This window comes from Pseudomonas sp. PvP009 (assembly GCF_017832995.1).
Lineage (GTDB): Bacteria > Pseudomonadota > Gammaproteobacteria > Pseudomonadales > Pseudomonadaceae > Aquipseudomonas > Aquipseudomonas syringae.
On sequence record NZ_JAFIBG010000001.1, the window covers coordinates 5,346,972 to 5,367,626 of the forward strand.

Here is a 20,655-nt window from a genome sequence, read left to right on the forward strand (position 1 = left end):
AGAACACAGACCCGGCGCACTCGAAAGTGCCCCACGCAAAGCCGCCATAAAACGGTAATTGCGCTGCGTATCTCTGTACAGGCTGCTAAACCCGGTCGCTGAAAAAATCAGCGACCGACGCAGCCTAGTGTGCAGAGTTGGCAGGCACAAGGGCCCGGGATTTTCTAGGAAAGGTCATACGCAGGAAAGAGAAAAGACTGAAGGAAAGGTCCTGCAGGACAGGTTTTTCGTGAGCGGAAGTAACCTGAATCTTTCAGAAGAGGACGCAGAGCGTCCGGAAGTGCATACCCACGCGGAGCATGGGTACGATGGTGCTCCTGAGATCGCCTATCGTTCCTCACTCTGCGTGAGAACGCCCTTCGTGACGCTCCGCGTCACACGTTCAGGATCGGACGCAGAGCGTCCAGAAATGCATACCCACGCGGAGCATGGGTACGATGACATTCCTGAGATCGCCTATCGTTCCTCACGCTCTGCGTGAGAACGCCCTTCGTGACGCTCCGCGTCACACGTTCAGGATCGGACGCAGAGCGTCCGGAAATCCATACCCACGCGCATGGGTACGATGATGTTTCCGAGATCACCTATCGTTCCTCACGCTCCGCGTGGGAATGCCGTTCGTGACGCTCCGCGTCATCCGCAAACCGCGCCGATCAGCTGCCCTCGGTGCCGTGTGCTTCTTCGAAGAAGAAATCCTTCCAGCTCGCCGCCTTGTTTTTCAACACACCCAGCTCATGCAGTTTCTCGGCGTAGATGAAGGTGCGCTGCGGCGTGACGGTGAAGTCGATTTCCGGGTCGGCGACGATTTTCTCTACCAGTGGCAACGGCAGCTTCGATTGCTCGACGCGGATGTAGGTCTGCGCGGCAGCGGGCTTGTCGGCCTTGATGATCTTCTCGGCTTCAGCCAGCGCGTCGTAGAACGCCTTGTAGGTCTTGGGGTTTTTGTCGTGGAATTTCTCGGTGGTGTAGAGCACGTTGAACGTCGCCTGGCCGCCCAGCACGTCATAGGAACTGAGCACCTTATGGACGTTGGGGTTCTCCAGTTCCTGATACTGGAACGGCGGGCTGGAAAAGTGCGAGTTGATTTCCGAACCACCGGCAATCAGCGCGGAAGTCGCATCCGGGTGCGCGAGGCTGACCGAGATGTTGTCGAATTTCTTGTAGTTGTCGTTACCGAACAGCTTGGCGGTTTCGATCTGCAATGTGCGCGACTGGAAGCCCACGCCCGCAGCCGGTACGGCGATACGGTCCTTGTCGGTGAAGTCCTTGAGGGTCTTGACGTTGGGGTTGTTGGTCAGCAGGTAATTGGGCATCGAACCCAGCGAGGCAATCGCCTTGACGTTCTGTTTGCCCTTGGTGCGGTCCCAGACGGTCAGCATCGGCGGCACGCCTGCCGACACCACGTCCAGTGCGCCGGCCAGCAGCGCTTCGTTCATCGCCGTGGCACCTGAGATGCTGTTCCAGTCGACCTCAATGTCCAGGCCCTGCTCCTTGCCGTGTTTCTCGATCAGTTTCTGATCGCGCACCACGTCGAGGATCAGGTAGCCGATGCCGAATTGCTGAGCGATGCTGATCTTGCCTTCAGCCTGAGCGCCGCCGCTGAGCAGCGCGCCAAACAAGCCGAGCGTCGCTGCCAACACAGTCAGTGCCGGGCGTTGAAATGCAGTATTCATGTGGTTCTCACCCTGATTATTCAAAAAAAGACGGCGTTTCAACGCTGCATGCCCCAACGCTTGACGGTCAGGCGCTCGATGTTGGCGAACAGCAGGTTCTCGACCAGCAGGCCGATGAGGATCACCGCCGCCAGACCCGCAAAAACCTTGTCGGTATACAACTCGTTACGGTTCTGGAAGATGTACCAGCCCAGACCGCCCTTGCCGGAGGACGCGCCAAACACCAGTTCGGCAGCAATCAGCGTGCGCCAGGCAAAGGCCCAGCCGATTTTCAGACCGGCGAGAATCGATGGCAGGGCAGCAGGAATCAGGATGTGCCAGACAAAGCGCAAGCCTTTGAGACCATAGTTGCGCCCTGCCATGCGCTGGGTTTCCGAGACACCCAGAAAGCCCGCGTAAGTATTGAGCGCCAGTGCCCACAACACTGAATGCACCAGCACGAAGATCAGGCTGTTCTGACCCAGCCCGAACCACAGCAGCGCCAGCGGCAGCAGGGCAATGGCCGGTAACGGATTGAACATCGCAGTCAGCGTGCTGAGCAGGTCGCGGCCCAGTTGGGTGGACACTGCCAGGGTGGTCAGGGCGAACGCCAGCACGATGCCGATCAGGTAGCCCTGAATCAGCACGGTCAGGGAGATCCAGACCTTGCCCGGCAACTCACCGGAGATCAGCCCGTCATAAAAAGCGGCAGCCGTTTGTAGAAAGCTCGGCAACAGCAGGTCGTTGTTCTGCAGACGTGCGGCCAGTTCCCAGATCACCGCCAGGGCGATCATGATGACGCATTTGCGCACCCAGCTCAGTTGCCAGATACGCTGTGCCAGAGGCAGATCGCGGGCCAGGTCTTCCTGAGTGAAAGGCTCCAGCGTGATTTCATATTCTTCGCGAGCGGGAGGTGCGAGGCTCATGATTCGGGTTCTCGGTAGTCGTAAAAAGCGTATACAGAACGCTCTGGGAAGCGTTAATACGCACAGCATTCATTATTTAGCCTTTGATTCTGCTCGCAGGGCGTGGAGCGAGTTTGTTCGCGAATGGGCCGTTACATTCTCAAAAGATGCATTGTCTGAACTACCGTCTTCGCGAACGAGTTCGCTCCTACGGCCTTCGGCCAGAATCAAAAACCTGTACCAGTGCAGCCAGTCAATAAGCAATCCGGATGTCCTGAAAATTCAGATCCTGCTCCACCGGCCCGGCCTCGCCCTCATCGAACAACAACCGATGAATACGCTGCGCGGTTTGCTGAAAGCCGACGCCGCCGAGACTTTTCAGGTCGTATTGATGGCTGTTGATTTCCGCCCGTACACGGCCCGGATGCGGCGAAAGCAGCAGGATGCGGTTACCGACCACCAGCGCTTCTTCGATGGAGTGCGTGACGAACAGCAGCGTAAAGCGCACCTCGTCCCACAGCTCCAGCAGCTCTTCCTGCATCTTGCGGCGGGTCAGTGCATCCAGCGCGGCGAACGGCTCATCCATCAGCAGGATTTTCGGCTGCATGGCCAAGGCTCGGGCAATTGCTACACGGGCCTTCATGCCACCGGACAAGGTGTGCGGATAGGCATCGGCAAACGCGCTGAGGCCGACCTTTTCCAGGTAATAACGTGCGCGCTCCAGCGCTTCGGGGCGCTTCAGCGTGCGTGATGCCAGCAGCGGAAACATGACGTTCTCGATCACGGTTTTCCACGGTGGCAACTGGTCGAACTCCTGAAACACCACGATGCGGTCCGGGCCAGGCTCGGTGACCTGATGCCCCGCCAGGCGAATCTCGCCCTCACTGGGCTCGATAAAACCGGCCACCGCCTTGAGCAGCGTCGACTTGCCGCAACCGGATGGGCCGAGCAGCACGAAACGATCGGCCGGATCGACTTCGAAACTGACCTGATGCGTCGCCCGCACCACGCGTTCTGGCGTGCGGTATTCGAGGCTGACGCCGCAAACTTGCAGCAAGGCTTCAGCAGTGGGCTGTGCAGCCGGCTGCGGTTGGGTGCTGGTGCTGGCCGTGTGGCCTTGCGCGACAGCATTCATGAACGGCTCTCCTGAATCAAAATGGCGCGGTGCCTTGAATGGTCGTGCGATGCAGTTTGCGGCGCAGATGCGCCGGGCAGCCGGCGGCCAGATGGATCAGGGAACGGTTGTCCCAGAACACCATGTCGTTGGCCTGCCACTGGTGCCGATAGATGTGCTCGGGCTTAACGCTGTGGGCGTAAATCTCGTTGAGAATCTGACGGCTCTCGTCTTCCGGCAGACCGAGGATGCGTGTCGTGAAACCCTCGCTGACGAACAACGCCTTGCGCCCGTTTTCAGGGTGGGTGCGAACGATCGGGTGGCTGACTTCGACCACCTGCGCCAGTTGCTCGGCGCTCAGGGTCGGACGCCAGTTGGCGGCGTTGTGGCCCTCGGCGTAGCGTGCGGTGTAACTGTGCACCGCTGAACGCCCTTCAACTGCATCGCGCAGGTGTTGCGGCAACGTTTCCCACGCCAGGTGCATGTCTGCAAACAGCGTATCGCCGCCTTCACTCGGCAGCTCCTGAGCGTAAAGCATCGAGCCCAGGCTCGGCAGTTCCTTGTAAGACAGGTCCGAATGCCAGTACTTGCCGGCATCGCCCAGGCCCACAGGCTTATCGTTCTCGACAATGTTGGAGACGATGAGGATTTCCGGATGGTTGGCCAACAGAAACTGCTTGAGCACATGGATCTGCAGCACCCCGAAGCGTCGGCTGAAATCGATCTGCTGTTGCGGCGTGATCTGCTGATCGCGGAACACCAGCACGTGGTGATCCAGATGTGCCTGATGCACACGAGCGAAGTCGGCATCGTTCAACGGCCTGGACAGATCCAGCCCAACGATTTCCGCGCCCACCTTTTCGGTGAATGGACGCACTTCGAAGGATTGCGAAGCCGGTTGAGCGGACGATGAAGCGAGGGAGGCTGCTGGCATGAGAACTCCGACTCCAGGACTGTGTGACTGAAAGACGAAACTCTATAGGTATAAGAAAGAGAATTTAAATACCGTTGGGGAATAACGATAGCGCCGAATATTTCATGCGGGTGCCTCGCAGGCCCAATCCAGCATAAATGTGTCATGACAGTTACATCGAAGTGTCAGAACGGCTTGCTAGGGTCGGCGCCTTATTCGACCTGAGTGAAGCGCCCGCTATGCGATCCAATAAACCGGTTGTCCATGTAATGGTGTCGTCATTGATACTGTCGCTGCTTGCCGTCTCGGTTCAGGCTGCGAGCCGTGCCAATGACAATCGTATAAACGGTGTCGATCTGCTCTCCGGGTTCAACACCCTGTGGACAACCGGCGCAACCTGGGACACTGGCACGCCGACGGCCCTCGGTCAGAGCCTGCTTCGGCGCAACCTGCAGATCGTGGTCGACCGTGCCAACTCGCGCACGCTGGCGCAGGAAACCGCCGCCTACTTCGATGACCGCCGCGACCAGAGCTACAGCGCCATCAGCGGCCTGGGCTCGCTGAGCGATGCTTACAAAGCAGGCGCGGGCGCGTTTACGACCATCACGCAATTCGACGACAGCAACAAAACCGTCAAGTACGACGACAAAGGCAATGGCGCAGGCAGTTCGTCTTCAGCGCTGGGCAAGGTGGTCGACTTGGTCGGCGCCGTGCGCAACGATGCCTCCACGACTCCAGCCAAGTCCCACTATCTGTATCCACGGCCATGGCGGCAGAGCCTCGACGGACAGAGCCTGGCATTCGTCGTCGCGCCGTCCCTGCGCCCGGCCGAAAGCACCACGCCGGCCAGTGACTCGGGTTTCCCCAGCGGTCACACCAACGCCGCTTACCTGTCAGCCTACGCCTTGGCCTACGCGATCCCGGAGCGGTTCAGCGAGCTGATGCTGCGTGCTTCGGAGATCGGCGACAACCGCATCGAAGCGGGCATGCACTCGCCCTTCGACGTGATGGGTGGGCGAATCACCGCGACCTATTTCGCCATCGACAACCTGTCCAACCCGGCCAACGCCCAACTGCGCGCCGATGCTCGCGCACAGGCGCTGGCCTATTTCACTGCTCAGTGCGGCGGCGACGTCAACAATTGCATGACGGCCATCGACCCGGCCACCGACCGCACTTCCCAGCACGCACAGGACAAGGCGCTGTACACCGCGCGCATGACCTACGGCTTCGACCCGGTCGGCCCGACCAATCTCGCGCCGGTTGTGCCGACCAACGCTGAAGTGCTGCTGGAAACACGCTTCCCGTACCTGGACGCCAGCCAGCGCCGCGAGATTCTGGCGACCACCGAACTGTCATCGGGCTACGCAGTGATCGATCAGTCAGGTGGCTATGGTCGCTTGAACCTGTATGCCGCAGGCGATGGTTACGGCGCGTTCAATTCCAACGTCACCGTCAACATGAACGCCAGCCTTGGCGGCTATAACGCCATCGACGCCTGGCGCAACGACATCAGCGGCAGCGGTGCGCTGATCAAGAACGGAACGGGCAACCTGATCCTGACCGGCAACAACACCTACTCGGGCGGCACGCTGATCAACGGCGGCACCCTGACCGGTCATGCCCAGGCCTTCGGCAGCGGCACGATCACCGACAACGCAACGCTGGTGGTCGATCAGTCCACCAACGATACCCTCGCCAACACCCTCACGGGCACCGGCGCGCTGATCAAGCGCGGTATCGGCTCGCTGAACCTGACCGGCAACAGCAGCCTGTCCGGCGCGACGTCCGTGCAGGCCGGTCGCCTGGCAGTGAATGGCAACCTCGGTAACTCCATCGTCAGCGTGCAGCAAGGCGCAACGCTGGGTGGCAACGGCACCGTCGGCGGCATCAACATCGCTCAGGGTGGCGTGGTCGCACCGGGTAATTCGGTCGGGCAACTGAACGTCAACGGTGACGTCAACCTGGCTCAGGGTTCGGTTTATCAAGTGGAGTCGGACGCCAGTGGCAAAGCCGACCGCATCGTCGCCAGCGGCCGCGCGACGATCAATAACAGCACGCTGTCACTGGTCGAGGGCGGTAACTGGGTGGCCGCCAGCCGTTATTCGATCATCTCCGCAGCCGGTGGCGTGAGCGGTGCATTTGCCGCCGTACAAACCAACTTCGCATTCCTTACCCCGACGCTGAACTACACCGCCACCGATGTCGGGCTGACGCTGGATCGCAACGCACAAACCTTCGCCAGCCTGGCGACCACGCGCAACGCCAAGGCGGTCGCGCAGGGTCTGGACAGCGCGGGCGCAGCCAACGCGCTTTGGCGTCAGGTGGTACAGGACGACGCCTCGACTGCGCAGGCCACGTTCAGCGCGCTGTCCAACGAGCTGCATGCATCGACCCAATCTGCACTGATCGAAGACAGTCGGCTGGTGCGCAATGCCATGAATGCTCGCATGCAACAAGCCCAATCAGCACAGGCATTCGGCAGCACCACGCAAACCCTCGCCGGTGACGCCTCGCGCGGTGTGGTGTGGACCCAGGCCATCGGCGCGACCGGCCAGACCGACAGCAGCCGCGACGCCTCGGGCCTCGAAACCCGCACCAGCGGCCTGTTGTTCGGCGCCGACGTACCGCTCGACGACACTTGGCGTGTGGGTGCATTGGCAGGCTTCAGCAACAGCAGCTTCGACCTGCGCCACGCGTCCGGCTCGACCGACAGCGACAACTATCATCTGGGTGTCTACGGCGGCGCGAAGTGGGGCCAACTGGGCCTGCGCCTCGGCGCGATACGCACCTGGCATGAGCTGACCGCCAAGCGCACGCTGGACCTGCCGGGCTCGTCCGAGCACTTCAAGGAAGACTACAAGGCAGCGACCAATCAGGTCTTCGGCGAACTGGGCTACACCCTGGAAATGGGCAACGCACAGCTTGAACCCTTCGCCAACCTGGCACACGTACGCCTGGACACCGACGCCTTCGACGAGAACAGCAACGCCATCAGCCTGCAGAACAAATCCCAGGACAACCACATCACCTTCAGCACCCTGGGCCTGCGTGCAGCGACCCGCCTGAACGCAGGCAGCGTCGTGATCAAACCCAACGCCACACTGGGCTGGCGTCGCGCCTACGGCGACGTCACCCCGGAAAGCCGCTCGGCCTTCAGCGGCGGTGACACCTTCGAACTCTCCGGCGCCCCCATCGCCCGCAGCGCAGCCGTGCTCGGCGCAGGTGTCGACCTGGGGTTGAGCGATACCTTGAGCGTGGGCCTGAGCTACGACGGTCAGGTGAGCAACGACGCATCGGATCAGTCTCTGAATGCCCGGGTGACATTGGCGTTTTAAGGCTGAAGCGGCGGCTGCTCTCTGTAGGGGCGGAGAGCAGCCTGCCGAAGTTATCAGGGGGTCTGAGCGCGCTTGCGTTGACCCTCAATTCCATCACACTCCAACCCTCTCGCTTTCATTTCCCAGCCTCCCGATCAGCCTCAACAATCGGGGTCGGGAATGGGCTGCGTGCCTTTGCAAACCACCACAGGGCACCCGCCCCGATAACGCTCGTCAGCACGGCCAGCATCAGGATGACCTGGCGGATGCCCAAGGGCGCTGCGAGCAGGGCCACCAGCAAACCCGCCAGAGGCTGCGACAGGTTGTTGAGCAGCGTGATCACGCCCACCGTCTTGCCGAAGTCCTGAGGCGGTATCACCCGCTGCCGGAGGGTGCGCATGTAGACGTTGAACATCTTGTCGAAGCCGACGATCAACAGAAACCCCAGCGCATAACCGGTAAGGTTCGGGCTCACGGCGCTGATGAATGCCCCGGTCGCGATCATCGAAAAGCCGACGCCACCCAGCACGCGCATAGGCAGAGCCACGCGGGCCAGGAAGAACAGGATCACGATGGTCGTCACCGCGCCCGCCGCTTGCAGCCCGGCATAGCTATCTTTGCCGGCGCTGTACTCACCGATCACCATGGCTGCCGAGGTCGCCAGCGTGACGCCGACGATCAGGTTGACGCCTACTGCCAGCGTGATGATCTTTTTCAATTCCGCCTGGCTGCGGATATGCCCGAATGCAATCCGCAACGGCTGCAGCCAGATGTCCTGATGCTGCTCGAACACCTCCAGCGTGATACGGCTGAGACGTTGCCACGCGAGCATGCTCAGGTCTGCCAGCAGGAACAGGCCAGCGGTCAACAGTACGACCCAGTGCCAGGCCCACACTTCAAGCATCAGTGCCGCGACCAAGGGCCCGAGAACCAGCCCGGACTGGTCGGCGATCTGGGAATAGGACAACGTTCTGGTGTAGCTGTAGTGCTGAAAGATATGCGGCATGAGCACTTCGCGCGCCATGATGCCTTGCGTGGTCAGCACCCCGCACAATGCCGACAGCACCACCAGCCATCCGATACCGCCAAAGATGGCGTAGAGCACCATCGCCAGCACGCACAGCGATGCCCGGTAGATCTGGCTGATATGCAGAATTTTGACTGGCGGGTATTTGTCGCAGAGGGCACCACACAACGGAAACGCGAGAAACCTCGGCAGCGATTCAACGAAAAACGCCAGCCCGGCCCACGATGCGCTGTTGGTGGTCTGAAACACCACCAGCGGCACAATGAACAACAGAATCTGATCCGCCAGCCTGGACAGGAAAAGCGAGACGAAGAAAGCGAGGTAATCCTTACGCATGGAAAACTCCTGTAGGCCGGGATGTGCATCGCGATTAACCGAGCCAGGCGTTGGAGCTTATTGGATTTACGATTTTAATGCTGGCGGCGCTCGCGACAGTTAGTATTCCTCAGGTCATACCTGGCTTGATACATCCATGCTGAGACGCCCTCTCCTGTGAGCTCGTGGAGAAATACTGATGAACTCATTGTCAAGGTCCTCGGCCATTCTGGCCATCCTGTTGACGGTCCTGCTCGCAGGTTGCAGCGCCGCACCAGGGTCTGCCAGGCCATCTGTTAATGCGACCAGATATGGCGAGGGCGGTGTTTCTGCCTTTTATACATGGCCGGATAAAGTGCCGCCGACACCGGGCCGACTGCTGCGCTCCGAACCGCTGACGGACAAGCAGAGTCTCGAAAATGCCGGACAGAATGTCCGCATCCTGTACACCTCAACAGACGGGCTCAACAATCAGCCAGTCGCAGTGTCAGGTGCTCTGTTCATGCCCAGAGGCAAGTCGCCAAAGGGCGGATGGCCACTGATGGCGTGGGCGCACGGTACTGTCGGTAGCGCGGACATCTGTGCGCCTTCATTCACAGGGCGCAGTGATCGCGATACGCGCTACCTGAATGAATGGCTTGGCCGGGGTTATGCGATTGTGGCTACTGACTATGAGGGTTTGGGGACGCCGGGGCTGCATCCGTTCGGGCTGAGCAGTCCGCTGGCATATGGTGTGCTCGACAGCATTCGCGCCGTTCAAGGTGCTGGGTTCAAGCTGTCTTCGCGGGTGGTTGTGTTTGGGCAGTCCCAGGGTGGCCGTGCCGCTTTCGCTACGGCCGTGTATCAGAAGGCTTACGCGCCCGAATTGAACATTGTCGGTGTGGTCGCGACCGGGACGCCTTATCCGATGGCTCAATTGCATGAGAAACATACCGGACCGGATAACTTCCGCGATCAGGTCTCGCCGTCGCTGGCCTACAACCTGTTGCGATTGAGTACCGCCGCGCTGATCAACCCGTTGCTGCATCCCGCCGATTACCTGAGCGACCGCGCGAAGCCCGCGTTTGAAACCAGCCAGCGTGAATGCCTGCAAGCCATCGAGCGCAAGGTGGTCGCGGATGGACTGACGTTCAACAACAGTTTCAAACGCTCACCCGAGAAAGCACTGGATCAGGTCAATCGCCATTCGGACTACCCGACGGTAAAGTCGGACATTCCGGTATTTATCGGTACCGGGGGCAAGGACGTCATCTCACCTGTTCGCAGCCAGATCGCGCTGGTCAAGGACGCTTGCAGGGCAGGCGACCGCATCGAATGGCATTACTACCCGCAACTGGATCACTCCGGCGCAGTGAATGGCTCACTGCCGGACTCGACACGTTTTGTCGAGAAAGCATTTTCGGGGGAGTTTATGACGGGGAATTGTGGGGAGACGCAGAGCGTCGCACGATAGTTGAGGTTATCGTTCCTCACACCAGAGCGTGAGGAACGATAAGTGCCCGCAACATGCTCCGCGCTCAGCTTTACACACATGTCTTTGTGGGAGCGAGCTTGCTCGCGAAGAGGCCGGTGCAGCCCCCGGAAATATGGCGTTTGGACCAACGCCTTCGTGAGCAAGCTCACTCCCACCAAGATTTCTGTCCAGCCCAATACAGCATGTAGCTGTGACGCGGAGCGTCGCACGATAGTTGGGAGAGCGAGAGTCAGTGATCAGAACGCAGGCAATACCGCGCCGTCGTACTTCTTGTTGATGAAGTCTTTGACTTCCTGGCTGGTCAACGCTTTCGACAGCTTTTCGATGGCGTCGGTGTGGGCGTTGTCTTTGCGGGTGACGAGGAAGTTCACGTAAGGCGAATCGGCACCCTCGATGATCAGCGCGTCTTTCTTCGGATTGAGCTTGGCTTCCAGCGCGTAGTTGGTGTTGATCAGGGCAAGGTCAACCTGCTTCAACGCACGTGGCAGTACAGCTGATTCGAGTTCGCGGAATTTGAATTTCTTCGGGTTGGTTGCGATGTCTTTCGGCGTAGACAGGGCGTTGGTTGGATCCTTCAGGGTGATCAGGCCACCTTTTTGCAACAGCAGCAGTGCGCGGCCTGCGTTGCTGCCTTCGTTTGGAATGGCGATGGTTGCGCCTTTAGGCAGATCCGCCAGTGTCTTGTACTTGCTGGAGTAGCCACCGAACGGTTCCACGTGTACGCCCACGCCAGTCACCAGGTTGTCGCCCTTGGCTTTGTTGAAGCCATCCAGGTAAGGCTTGGTCTGGAAGTAGTTGGCGTCCAGACGCTTCTCGTTCAGTTGCACGTTCGGCTGTACGTAGTCAGTGAAGACCTTGATTTCCAGGTCCACACCTTCCTTGGCCAGGGTCGGCTTGATCAGCTCAAGGATTTCCGCGTGCGGTACGGGCGTCGCGCCGACTACCAGCTTTTCACCTGCGTGAGCCAGGCCAATCGAGAACACAGCCGCCAGAGCGGTCAGCAAAAACGTCTTTTTCATGCAATGTCCTTAACGAAATCCGAGAGCGTCATCCAGAAAATGACACCTTATTATTCAATGGTTTGCCACAGTTGTATGAACCCTGCGACATCATGCTGACATTACCGGTGTTTTATATTCCGATAAAATACTTTTTAATCGAGTGCTTATGCTTTTTTGCATCAGGATCTACTTTACCTCATCAAGACCACGCTGGCTCACGCTCAAGCGGGACGCCGCGCCAGCTCCGAGGTGACTGCTTCAAGCAATTGCCTGAGCGCGGAAAGCGGCCTGCGATCACCACCATCGAGCAATAGCTGCGTCTGGCGCTCGATCAGCGTCAACGGATCGGCGATGTCCGGCAGATTGATATCGTGTGCGCGAATTTCATCACCGCTGCTGACCAGCAAGGCAAAGTGAATGACGTTCTCCAGCTCACGGGTATTACCGGGCCAGCTGTGAGCCTCCAGCGTGCGCTGCGCATCCTCACTGATCAGTTGCACCGGCAGGTTCAGACGCTGGCTGTAGATCCCCACAAAATATTCGGCCAACGGCAGGATATTGCCCGGCTGCTCGCGCAAAGCAGGCAGATCAAGGCGGCCCTCGCTCAGGTAATGATAAAGACGCTCGTGGAATTTCCCGGCGGCCACGGCCTGGGCCAGATCGATACTGGTAGCGGCGACCAGACGCACATCGACCGGGCTCGGCTGCTGGGCGCCCACTCGCGTGACTTCGTGATTTTCAAGGGCCGCAAGCAGCTTGACCTGGATCGGCAACGGCAGGTCGCCGATCTCGTCCAGGTACAAGGTGCCGCCATTGGCTGAACCGAACCAGCCTGCGCGACTGCTGACCGTCCCACTGTGAGCTCCGGCGGCGTAGCCGAATAATTCGGCGTCGGCATAGGTCGGACTGATGGCACCGCAGTTGACTGAAACGAACAACCCGGAGCGATCGCTGCCGCGATGAATATGCCGCGCCAGCAATTCCTTGCCGGTCCCGGACTCGCCACGGATCAGTACCGGTAAAGAACGGGGAGCCAGTTGCTCCATTTCTTCACGCAACCGGCGCGAGCGTGGATCGATAAACACCAGCGCCTTGGCGCGAATGCTCAGTGGGCTTTTTTCCGCATCGGGAAAGGTCAGCAGCGGCTGACCGAAGTTTTCGTGAAGGCTCATGACACACTCCCGCCTGAGCCCTTGCGATGGCTCAAGCGTTTAAAAAGACGGGACCCGGTGAGTCCGATAAACACGCTGCCCGGTCATGCACGACGACGCGCGTGTTGCTCCAGACGGTTTTGCAGGCGATACAGGTAGGCGAAACCCTGCTCCCAGCGTTGATGGCCGGACTTGACGTTGATATGCCCGGCCTGACTCAGAAAGCCTAGCTCGGCACCCCAGTGACGCGCCATCTCCATGGCACGCTGGGAGCTGACCGCAGGGTCGTTGTCAGAGCTGACGATCTGCGTCGGAAACGGCAACAGATCAGTAGGGATCGGTGCAAAATTACGCAACGCAGGCGGGCAATTCGGACGATCGACGTCGGCCGGTGCCACCAGGAGTGCGCCCTGCACCTGACGCAATGTTTCCAGCGGCGCGAGTCGGGCCCAGTGCGCTACGGTGACGCAACCCAGGCTATGCGCGATCAGGATCACTGGCGTGTCGTGCGCGGCGATCGTGCGTTGCAACTCACCCACCCAGTCCTCACGACGTGGCTTGAGCCAGTCGGCCTGCTCCACGCGCGTGCTGTTGGGCAGACTGTTCTGCCAGTGGGTCTGCCAATGATCATCAGGAGACCCTTGCCAGCCTGGCACGATCAGATACCGGATCGACTCGTTATGCATGGATTCGCCTCCTGCATGTATGCGTTCATGAGACGAGTATAGGGATGGAAGGTATATTCGCTAAGGAATAAGAAGCTATTTGTTAATTCCCAAAACGAATATCAGCTGACAGGCAAAAAAAAGAGGCCACTCCCTGCCTTCGAGGAACGGCCTCCAATAAAAATCACTTTCAGGGCAAAGACTATCCACACTTCGTTACAGGATTACGACGGCCTCAGGTTGCAGGCACAGTACGCGGCCCCTGCTCGCCCGCAGCCAGCGGTAATGGTTCGTCGTGCTGCGGGACTTCACGGGCAACGTTCCAGACCACGATTGCAGCGATAATGTCGAAGATCGCCAGCACCACGAACAGCGGGCTGTAGCCGATTTTGGTGACCAGCACGCCGAATACCATGGTGAACGCCGCCGCCCCGAAAAAGCCGAACATTCCGCCCATCCCGGTCGCTGTTGCAACCTCGTTTTTACCGAATGAATCCGAGGTGATCGAATACAGCGCGCCCGACAGGGTCTGGTGGGCAAAGCCGCCGATGCACAGCAAGGCGATGGCGGTGTAGGGACTCTGGACCAGCCCGATGCACGCTGGCCCGATCATGCAGGAGCAGCCGAACAGCATGACCATCTTGCGCGAAGTGAACAGCGACACCTTGCAGTACTTGTGGAACAACGGACTGAGGTAGCCGCCGAGTACGCAGCCGATGTCAGCCGCCAGAAACGGCAGCCAGGCGAACATCGCGACTTCCTTGATATTCATGTGACGCTCGGTCATCAGGTACAGCGGGATCCACGCATTGAAGGTCTGCCAGGCAGGCTCGGAGAGGATCCGCGCCGAGGCAATTGCGTAGAAATTACGGTTTTTGAACAGTCGCTTCCAGCTGCCTTTCTGGGCAGGTGCATCCTTCAGACGCGCTTCCTGGCCGCTGAGGATGTAGTCACGTTCGGCATCGCCAAGACGTTTCTGATCGCGCGGGTGCTTGTACAGCAGCAGCCACAGGCCGCTCCACACAATGCCAAGACCGCCGACAATCAGGAACGCCAGCTCCCAGCCACTCTGCAGAATGGCCCAGACCACCAGCGGCGGCGCAAGCAATGCGCCAAACGACGAGCCGATGTTGAACCAGCCGATGGCCACCGAGCGCTCTTTGGCCGGAAACCATTCGGTGGTCGCCTTGACGCCTGCCGGCAGCCCTGCTGCTTCGGTCAGGCCGAGCATGCCGCGGAAGATCGCCAGACTCTGCCAACCGGTTGCAAATGCGGCGGCAGCGCAGGCGCCAGACCAGGCGATGGCGAAAATCGCAAAGCCCATCTTGGTGCCGATCAAATCGATGATATAGCCCGCCACGGGCTGCATGACGGCGTAACACAATTGCCAGGCGACCACGATGTGCGCGTATTGCTCGGTGGAAATGCTCAGTTCGCTCATGAGCGTCGGTGCTGCGACGGACAGCGTGTTGCGTGCCAGGTAGTTGACGACCAGGCCGGCCGTTACCAGCCCCACCATCCACCACCGAATGCCTTTTATCTTCATCTCTTCACCCTGTTTATTTTTAGATTGGCGATGAGCGTCCCGCGGCCAAGGCCGTGAGGCGGCTGGTTTTATGTAACTTCAGATTACGGTTTCTTCAGAAGACTTTTAGGCGCTTTCTGCCGACGATCATGCGTAAAAACAGATTTTTCGCACGAGGAGCACGCGTCTATGGCCTGAGAATTCAGACTGATCATGAGGTTGTTACTCTTTGAATTATTTTTGTGGTTGTAATTTTCTTCAAGTCCTATGTTGTCGTACAACATAGTGAACTTATAGTCATTTGCCATTCCGGTGTCAAATGGCAGAAACGCTATGACCTGCATCAGGGATGGGTTAGCGAGGGATCGAGAATGGAAGAAGCGGTTTCGCGTTATACGACGACTCTGCAATCAGCGTCTGCACATCGCTTGTCTGCGTCTATCGGGCGTCGCTTAGTGATTAAAGCGCGGGAATTTTCTGCCTGACGGCAAGAAAAGCGTCTATGACACTTGCACAACTGTCATAAATGCTCTCATTCTTGAAGGCGGCGTCAGGCAAGGGAGTTGCTCGGTGAGACCTTATCGGCACGGGCCTGACGCTGAAGTCACCCCATGTCAGGAAGAGGCGTGTGCATGCCTGAGCCAAGCAGTCTCGCCAGTTGGACCCCCGCTCTGCGCAAGCAGCTCACGGCCTTGGGCATGGACAGCGATGCGTTGTGCCAGAGCGCAGGCATTGACCTGGACAGGCTGAGTGAGGCCAATGCGCAATTCTCGCCGGATGTCACCGCCACGCTCTGGCAACGCGCAGTTCAGGCCAGCCTTGATCCGGCTCTGGGTCTACGTGTTTCACGTTTTGTCAGCCCGACGGCGTTTCATGCGCTGGGCTACACACTGGTGGCCAGCGGCTCGTTGCGTGAAGTCTTCGAGCGCATCGTACGTTACCGCTCGATGGCCGAGGACTCTCTGGAGCTGGACTTCAGAACAGTCGGCGAGCGTTATGAATTCCGCTTCGGTACACCACCCTCCTGTCAGTCACCGGTTCATGAGCTGCTGGATGCATTTGCCGCGATTTACGTACGCACCTGCCGCAATCGGCTCGGCCGGGGCTATGCGCCGCTTGCCGTGCACCTGCAACGTCCCGCGCCCGAGGACCCGCGTCCCTGGCACGACCTGTTTCGTTCACCGGTCATGTTTGCGGCGCAGGAGAACTTGCTGGAGTTTGACGGTGATCAATTCGACAGCCACCTGGATGACGGCCCGGTACAGCTGAACAATCAGGAATCCCAAGGGGATCCGCTACCGTCACTGATCTGGGAGCAGCGCGTACGCTCGGCCATCGAGACCCTGCTGCCGGACGGCGAGCCCACTGTCAGAAGCATTGCCGAAGCCCTGCACCTGAGCCCGCGCAGCCTGCAGCGCCATCTGGCCGACGAGGGCTGCTGCTATGACCTGCTGCTCAATCAATGCCGCCAGAACCTGGCGCTTTTGCACATGAACGATCAGCAAAGCTCGCTGAACGAAATCGCCTACCTGTTAGGTTTTTCCGACACCGACTGCCTGAGCCGCGCCTTCAAACGCTGGACCGGGCTGACACCGGAACAGTACCGCAGCGCCGTGGTGCGTTGATGGAGGGGCTCCATCGTGCCCATGCTCCGCGTCCACTATTGATTAAGCGGCGCGGCGCACATCCATGACGCAGAGCGTCACGAAGAGCATTCCCACGCTGGAGCGTGAGGAACGATGATGTTCTTGAGAACACCGTCGCGCCTGGGCTCCGCGCAGGTATGTGTTGGCTTCTAGCGTGCTTCGATCCGCGCCAGCTCGGGCAGATCTCCCGACAACCCCAGCGCTTCGCGGACGAACAGCGCCTTGGCTTCGGGCATGCGGTTGACCATTTTCAGGCCGGTGTTGCGCAACCAGCGCAAGGGCAGCGGGTCGGCCTGAAACAGGCGTTCGAAGCCTTCCATCGCGGCCATCAGCGCGAGGTTGTGCGGCATGCGGCGGCGCTCGTAGCGGCCCAGCACACGCAGGTCAGACCAGCGCTCGCCACGCTTTGCGGCATGGGTCAGCACTTCAGCCAGCACTGCGGCGTCGAGAAAACCGAGGTTCACGCCCTGCCCGGCCAGCGGGTGAATGGTGTGTGCCGCATCGCCAATCAGTGCCAATCCTCTGGCAACGTAACGCTTGGCGTGACGTTGACGCAGCGGCACGCACAGGCGGCTATCGGCAGACAGCACCTGGCCCAGTCGTCCCTCGAATGCCTGCTCCAGTTCGCGGCAGAACAGGTCATCCTCCAGCACCATCAGGCGCTCGGCTTCGGCAGGTGTGACTGACCAGACGATGGAGCACCAGTGCTCGCCCTCGCGCTCCAGCGGTAGAAAGGCCAGCGGCCCGTCATCGGTGAAACGCTGCCAGGCGGTTTTTCTGTGGGGGTCGGCGGTGCGCACGCTGGTGACGATCGCGTGATGCAGGTAATCCCATTCACGCGTCGGCGTTTCAGTCAGGCGGCGCACGGCGGAATTGGCACCGTCGGCAGCCACCACCAGCGGTGCGCGCAGCTGACGGCCATCAGCCAGGGTCAGCAGCCAGTCATCGCCGGAGTGACGCATCTGTTCCAGCCGCGCGTTGGCCAGCAGGCCGATGTCGCTGGCATGCAGACGGTCGAGCAGCGCGTCCTGCACCACACGATTCTCGATGATGTGACCGAGCACGTCGGCATGCACGCTGGAGGCCGAGAAGTGAATCTGCCCGGTGCCGCTGCCATCCCAGACCTGCATATGCGCATACGGGCTGATGCGCCGGGCTGCGATGCCTTCCCACACGCCCAGCCTCTGGAGGATTCGCTGGCTGGCCGCCGACAAGGCGCTGACCCGCGGCTCGAAGCTCGACTGCTGATCAAACGGTTCGACGCTCAGCGGCCCACCGTCGACCACCAGCACATCAAGGCCGCTGTCCTGCAATGCCAAGGCAAGGGCACTGCCGACCATTCCGGCTCCGACAATCAGCACATCTGCGCGCGTTTCCATGGTCAAACCGTTCTCGCTTGCGGCCGAAGCCCAGTGTTTAAAGTGTGTGATTCACACATCGGATCGAGTCCCCAAACCCATGGCCTGGCGGGCAAACCAGCGCTTGGCGGCAGGCAGCAGGTCCAGCCCGAGCAACCCGACGTTACGCCCGGTGGCAACCGCCGACCGGGAGCTGCCGAACAGGCGCGTCACCTTGTCGGAGAAGCCCACGGTCAATTGCTGATCCTGGCGCTGGCGCTCACGGTAGAGCTGCAGAGTCGGCAGCTCACCGGGCGGCGCGTCGCTGTCCAGCAGCGTCTCGGCCAGTGCATCGGCGTCGCGCAAGGACAGATTGAACCCCTGTCCGGCGACCGGATGCAGGCTGTGCGCCGCGTTGCCCAGGATCACCAGATGCGAGCGCACCTGCTCTTCGGCTTCGATCAGTGCCAAGGGGTAGACATGCCGAGCACCGACCTGACGCAGCGTGCCCAGGCGATAGCCAAAGACGCCCTGCAGCTCTTCCAGAAAACTGCGGTCGTCCAGCTCGGCCAGACGCTGGGTATCGTTGCCCGGACGTGTCCAGACCAGCGCACAGCGGTTATCCGGCAATGGCAGCAGCGCCATCGGCCCGTCCTCGGTAAAACGTTCGAACGCCTGACCACAGTGAGCTTCGCTCGGCGTGATATTGGCAATCAGCGCATGCTGGTCGTAGGGCCGTTGCCGCACCCCGATACCCAACTGCTCGCGCAGGCTGGAACGGCCACCGTCGGCCAGCACCGCCAGGTCGCAGTCCAGCTCGCTGTCGTCACTCAGGCTCAGGCGATAACCGTCGGCCAATGGCTGCATGTGTTTGACCTCGGCCGGCACACGCCAACTGACCACATCACGATCCAGCCCGGCCCACAGAGCCTGACCGAGCCAGGCGTTTTCGACCACATAGCCGAGCGCCGGAACGCCCTCTTCGATCGCAGACAGGCGCGTGGCGCCGAAGCGACCACGGTCAGACACCTGGATTTGCAGGATCGGCTCGGCGCGTCTGGAAATCTGCTGCCACAGGCCAAGCCGTTCATAGATGCGTCGCGAGCCAAACGACAATGCCGAAGAACGCGCATCGTAGCTGGGCTGCCAGGCTTCACCCGGCGCAAAGGGCTCGATGAGCACGATTTTCCAGCCGCGCGCCTTGGCACCGGCCTGCAGCGACAACGCAAGGCTTGCACCGACCAGTCCGCCGCCGACGATGGCGATATTGAAGCGGCTCATGCGACGTGTTCCTGTGCAGCCGCCATCAGCGCCTCGATCTCGGCGACGGTCTTGGGCACGCCGCCGGACAGAATTTCACACCCCTGCCTGGTCACAACCACGTCATCCTCGATTCGCACACCAATACCTCGCCATTTTTTCGCGACTTCCAGGTTGTCGGGGGATATGTAAATCCCGGGTTCAACGGTCAGCGTCATGCCGACCTCCAGTACGCGCCACTCGCCGCCGACCTTGTATTCGCCGACGTCGTGTACATCCATGCCCAGCCAGTGCCCGGCACGGTGCATGTAAAACATTTTGTAGGCCTCGCTTTCGATCAGCTCGCCGACGTCGCCGCGCAGCAGGCCCAGCTCGACCAGCCCGGCGGTAATCACCTTGACCGTCGCCTCGTGCGCCTGGTTCCAGTGCTTGTCGGGACCAATGGCCTCGAAGGCCGCATGCTGGGCCTTGAGCACCAGCTCGTAAATGGCTTTCTGCTCGGTGGAAAACCTGCCGTTCACCGGAAAGGTCCGGGTGATGTCACTGGCATAGCAGTCGATTTCGCAGCCGGCGTCGATCAACACCAGATCACCATCCCTGAGCACCGCGTCGTTCTGCTGGTAATGCAGAATGCAACCGTTGCGCCCCGAGGCGACGATCGAGCCGTAGGCAGGCATCTTCGAACCGCCCTTGCGGAACTCGTAGTCCAGCTCGGCCTCCAGGCTGAATTCATGCAGCCCCGCGCGGCAGGCCTGCATAGCGCGCACATGGGCCCGCGCGGAAATATCCGCCGCGCAACGCATGACCTTAATTTCCGCAGCGGACTTGTACAGGCGCATGTCGTGCAACAGGTGGTCCAGCGCCACGAACTCCTTGGGCGGCTGGGCACCGAGGTGCGCCTTGGAGCGAATCACGTTGATCCAGTCCATCAGGTGCCGGTCGAATTCAGGATTGCTACCCATCGCCGAATACACCCGATCCCGGCCTTCGATCAGGCCGGGCAGGATTTCGTCGATGTCATTGATGGGAAACGCGTCGTCCGCACCGTACTCGCGGATCGCGCCTTCCTGTCCTGCACGCAGGCCTTCCCACAGCTCGCGCTCGGGATTGCGCTCGCGGCAGAACAATACGTACTCGCCGTATTCGCGACCAGGGATCAGCACCACCACCGCTTCCGGTTCGGGAAAGCCACTCAGGTACTGAAAGTCGCTGTCCTGCCGGTAAACGTGCTCGACGTCACGATTGCGAATGGCAACCGCAGCGGCAGGCAGGATGGCAATGCTGTCCGGCTCCATCTGAGCCATCAGAGCCTTGCGGCGGCGGGCGTACTCGGACTTCGGGATCTGAATCATG

At 60.2% G+C, this 20,655-nt stretch carries 15 protein-coding genes; 3 read left to right on the forward strand and 12 right to left on the reverse strand.

Translation table 11 applies throughout. The features are described 5' to 3' along the window. Window positions 1–653: 653 nt before the first annotated feature. The 4 genes from JOE29_RS22935 to JOE29_RS22950 all read right to left on the reverse strand — a co-directional run bounded on the left by JOE29_RS22935 (window position 654) and on the right by JOE29_RS22950 (window position 4,605). Entirely contained in the window at window positions 654–1,673 is a 1,020-nt protein-coding gene (locus JOE29_RS22935) for an ABC transporter substrate-binding protein (protein ID WP_003341510.1), read from the reverse strand. Window positions 1,674–1,711: 38 nt separating this feature from the next. After that, complete coding sequence (locus tag JOE29_RS22940) at window positions 1,712–2,578, reverse strand: ABC transporter permease (protein WP_003317308.1); 867 nt, start codon at window positions 2,576–2,578, stop codon at window positions 1,712–1,714. Window positions 2,579–2,810: 232 nt separating this feature from the next. Further along, window positions 2,811–3,692: an ABC transporter ATP-binding protein gene (locus JOE29_RS22945; RefSeq protein WP_003392453.1), complete on the reverse strand. Its 882-nt coding sequence runs from the start codon at window positions 3,690–3,692 to the stop codon at window positions 2,811–2,813. 16 nt (window positions 3,693–3,708) lie between these two features. Continuing rightward, window positions 3,709–4,605, reverse strand: coding sequence for a TauD/TfdA family dioxygenase (locus JOE29_RS22950; RefSeq protein WP_003392455.1), 897 nt, complete (start codon window positions 4,603–4,605; stop codon window positions 3,709–3,711). Window positions 4,606–4,823: 218 nt separating this feature from the next. Between JOE29_RS22950 and JOE29_RS22955 the strand changes: the two genes are divergently transcribed. Continuing rightward, complete coding sequence (locus JOE29_RS22955; protein WP_210079891.1) at window positions 4,824–7,922, forward strand: autotransporter domain-containing protein; 3,099 nt, start codon at window positions 4,824–4,826, stop codon at window positions 7,920–7,922. A gap of 115 nt (window positions 7,923–8,037) precedes the next feature. On the opposite strand, the gene JOE29_RS22960 is transcribed toward JOE29_RS22955, so the two are convergent. Beyond that, window positions 8,038–9,264, reverse strand: a complete 1,227-nt coding sequence (locus JOE29_RS22960; protein ID WP_210079892.1) for an MFS transporter — start codon at window positions 9,262–9,264, stop codon at window positions 8,038–8,040. 178 nt (window positions 9,265–9,442) lie between these two features. Between JOE29_RS22960 and JOE29_RS22965 the strand changes: the two genes are divergently transcribed. Then, window positions 9,443–10,696 (forward strand): lipase family protein, encoded by a 1,254-nt coding sequence (locus tag JOE29_RS22965; protein ID WP_210079893.1) that lies wholly within the window; start codon window positions 9,443–9,445, stop codon window positions 10,694–10,696. A 257-nt stretch (window positions 10,697–10,953) separates the two neighbouring features. On the opposite strand, the gene JOE29_RS22970 is transcribed toward JOE29_RS22965, so the two are convergent. From JOE29_RS22970 to JOE29_RS22985, 4 genes are all read right to left on the reverse strand, one after another. Continuing rightward, window positions 10,954–11,736, reverse strand: coding sequence for a MetQ/NlpA family ABC transporter substrate-binding protein (locus JOE29_RS22970; RefSeq protein WP_210079894.1), 783 nt, complete (start codon window positions 11,734–11,736; stop codon window positions 10,954–10,956). Window positions 11,737–11,939: 203 nt separating this feature from the next. After that, window positions 11,940–12,890: a sigma 54-interacting transcriptional regulator gene (locus tag JOE29_RS22975; RefSeq protein ID WP_058444829.1), complete on the reverse strand. Its 951-nt coding sequence runs from the start codon at window positions 12,888–12,890 to the stop codon at window positions 11,940–11,942. 83 nt (window positions 12,891–12,973) lie between these two features. Further along, window positions 12,974–13,555 (reverse strand): alpha/beta hydrolase, encoded by a 582-nt coding sequence (locus tag JOE29_RS22980; RefSeq protein ID WP_003317322.1) that lies wholly within the window; start codon window positions 13,553–13,555, stop codon window positions 12,974–12,976. Between the two features lie 214 nt (window positions 13,556–13,769). Beyond that, window positions 13,770–15,053, reverse strand: coding sequence for an MFS transporter (locus JOE29_RS22985; protein WP_210080034.1), 1,284 nt, complete (start codon window positions 15,051–15,053; stop codon window positions 13,770–13,772). A 638-nt stretch (window positions 15,054–15,691) separates the two neighbouring features. On the opposite strand from JOE29_RS22985, the gene JOE29_RS22990 reads away from it, so the two are divergent. After that, window positions 15,692–16,684 (forward strand): AraC family transcriptional regulator, encoded by a 993-nt coding sequence (locus JOE29_RS22990; protein ID WP_210079895.1) that lies wholly within the window; start codon window positions 15,692–15,694, stop codon window positions 16,682–16,684. 170 nt (window positions 16,685–16,854) lie between these two features. On the opposite strand, the gene JOE29_RS22995 is transcribed toward JOE29_RS22990, so the two are convergent. Genes JOE29_RS22995 through pepP form a run of 3 tightly spaced genes read right to left on the reverse strand, consistent with a single transcriptional unit; the run spans window position 16,855 to window position 20,654 of the window. Beyond that, the gene (locus JOE29_RS22995; protein ID WP_103362808.1) at window positions 16,855–18,084 is read right to left on the reverse strand and encodes a 2-octaprenyl-3-methyl-6-methoxy-1,4-benzoquinol hydroxylase; all 1,230 of its coding nucleotides are present in this window, start codon (window positions 18,082–18,084) and stop codon (window positions 16,855–16,857) included. A gap of 51 nt (window positions 18,085–18,135) precedes the next feature. Beyond that, on the reverse strand, window positions 18,136–19,323 hold the full coding sequence (ubiH, locus tag JOE29_RS23000; RefSeq protein ID WP_003426025.1) for a 2-octaprenyl-6-methoxyphenyl hydroxylase: 1,188 nt from the start codon (window positions 19,321–19,323) through the stop codon (window positions 18,136–18,138). Continuing rightward, window positions 19,320–20,654 (reverse strand): Xaa-Pro aminopeptidase, encoded by a 1,335-nt coding sequence (gene pepP / locus JOE29_RS23005; protein WP_003426021.1) that lies wholly within the window; start codon window positions 20,652–20,654, stop codon window positions 19,320–19,322. Before pepP ends, ubiH begins: the two co-directional genes overlap by 4 nt. Window position 20,655: the final 1 nt, after the last annotated feature.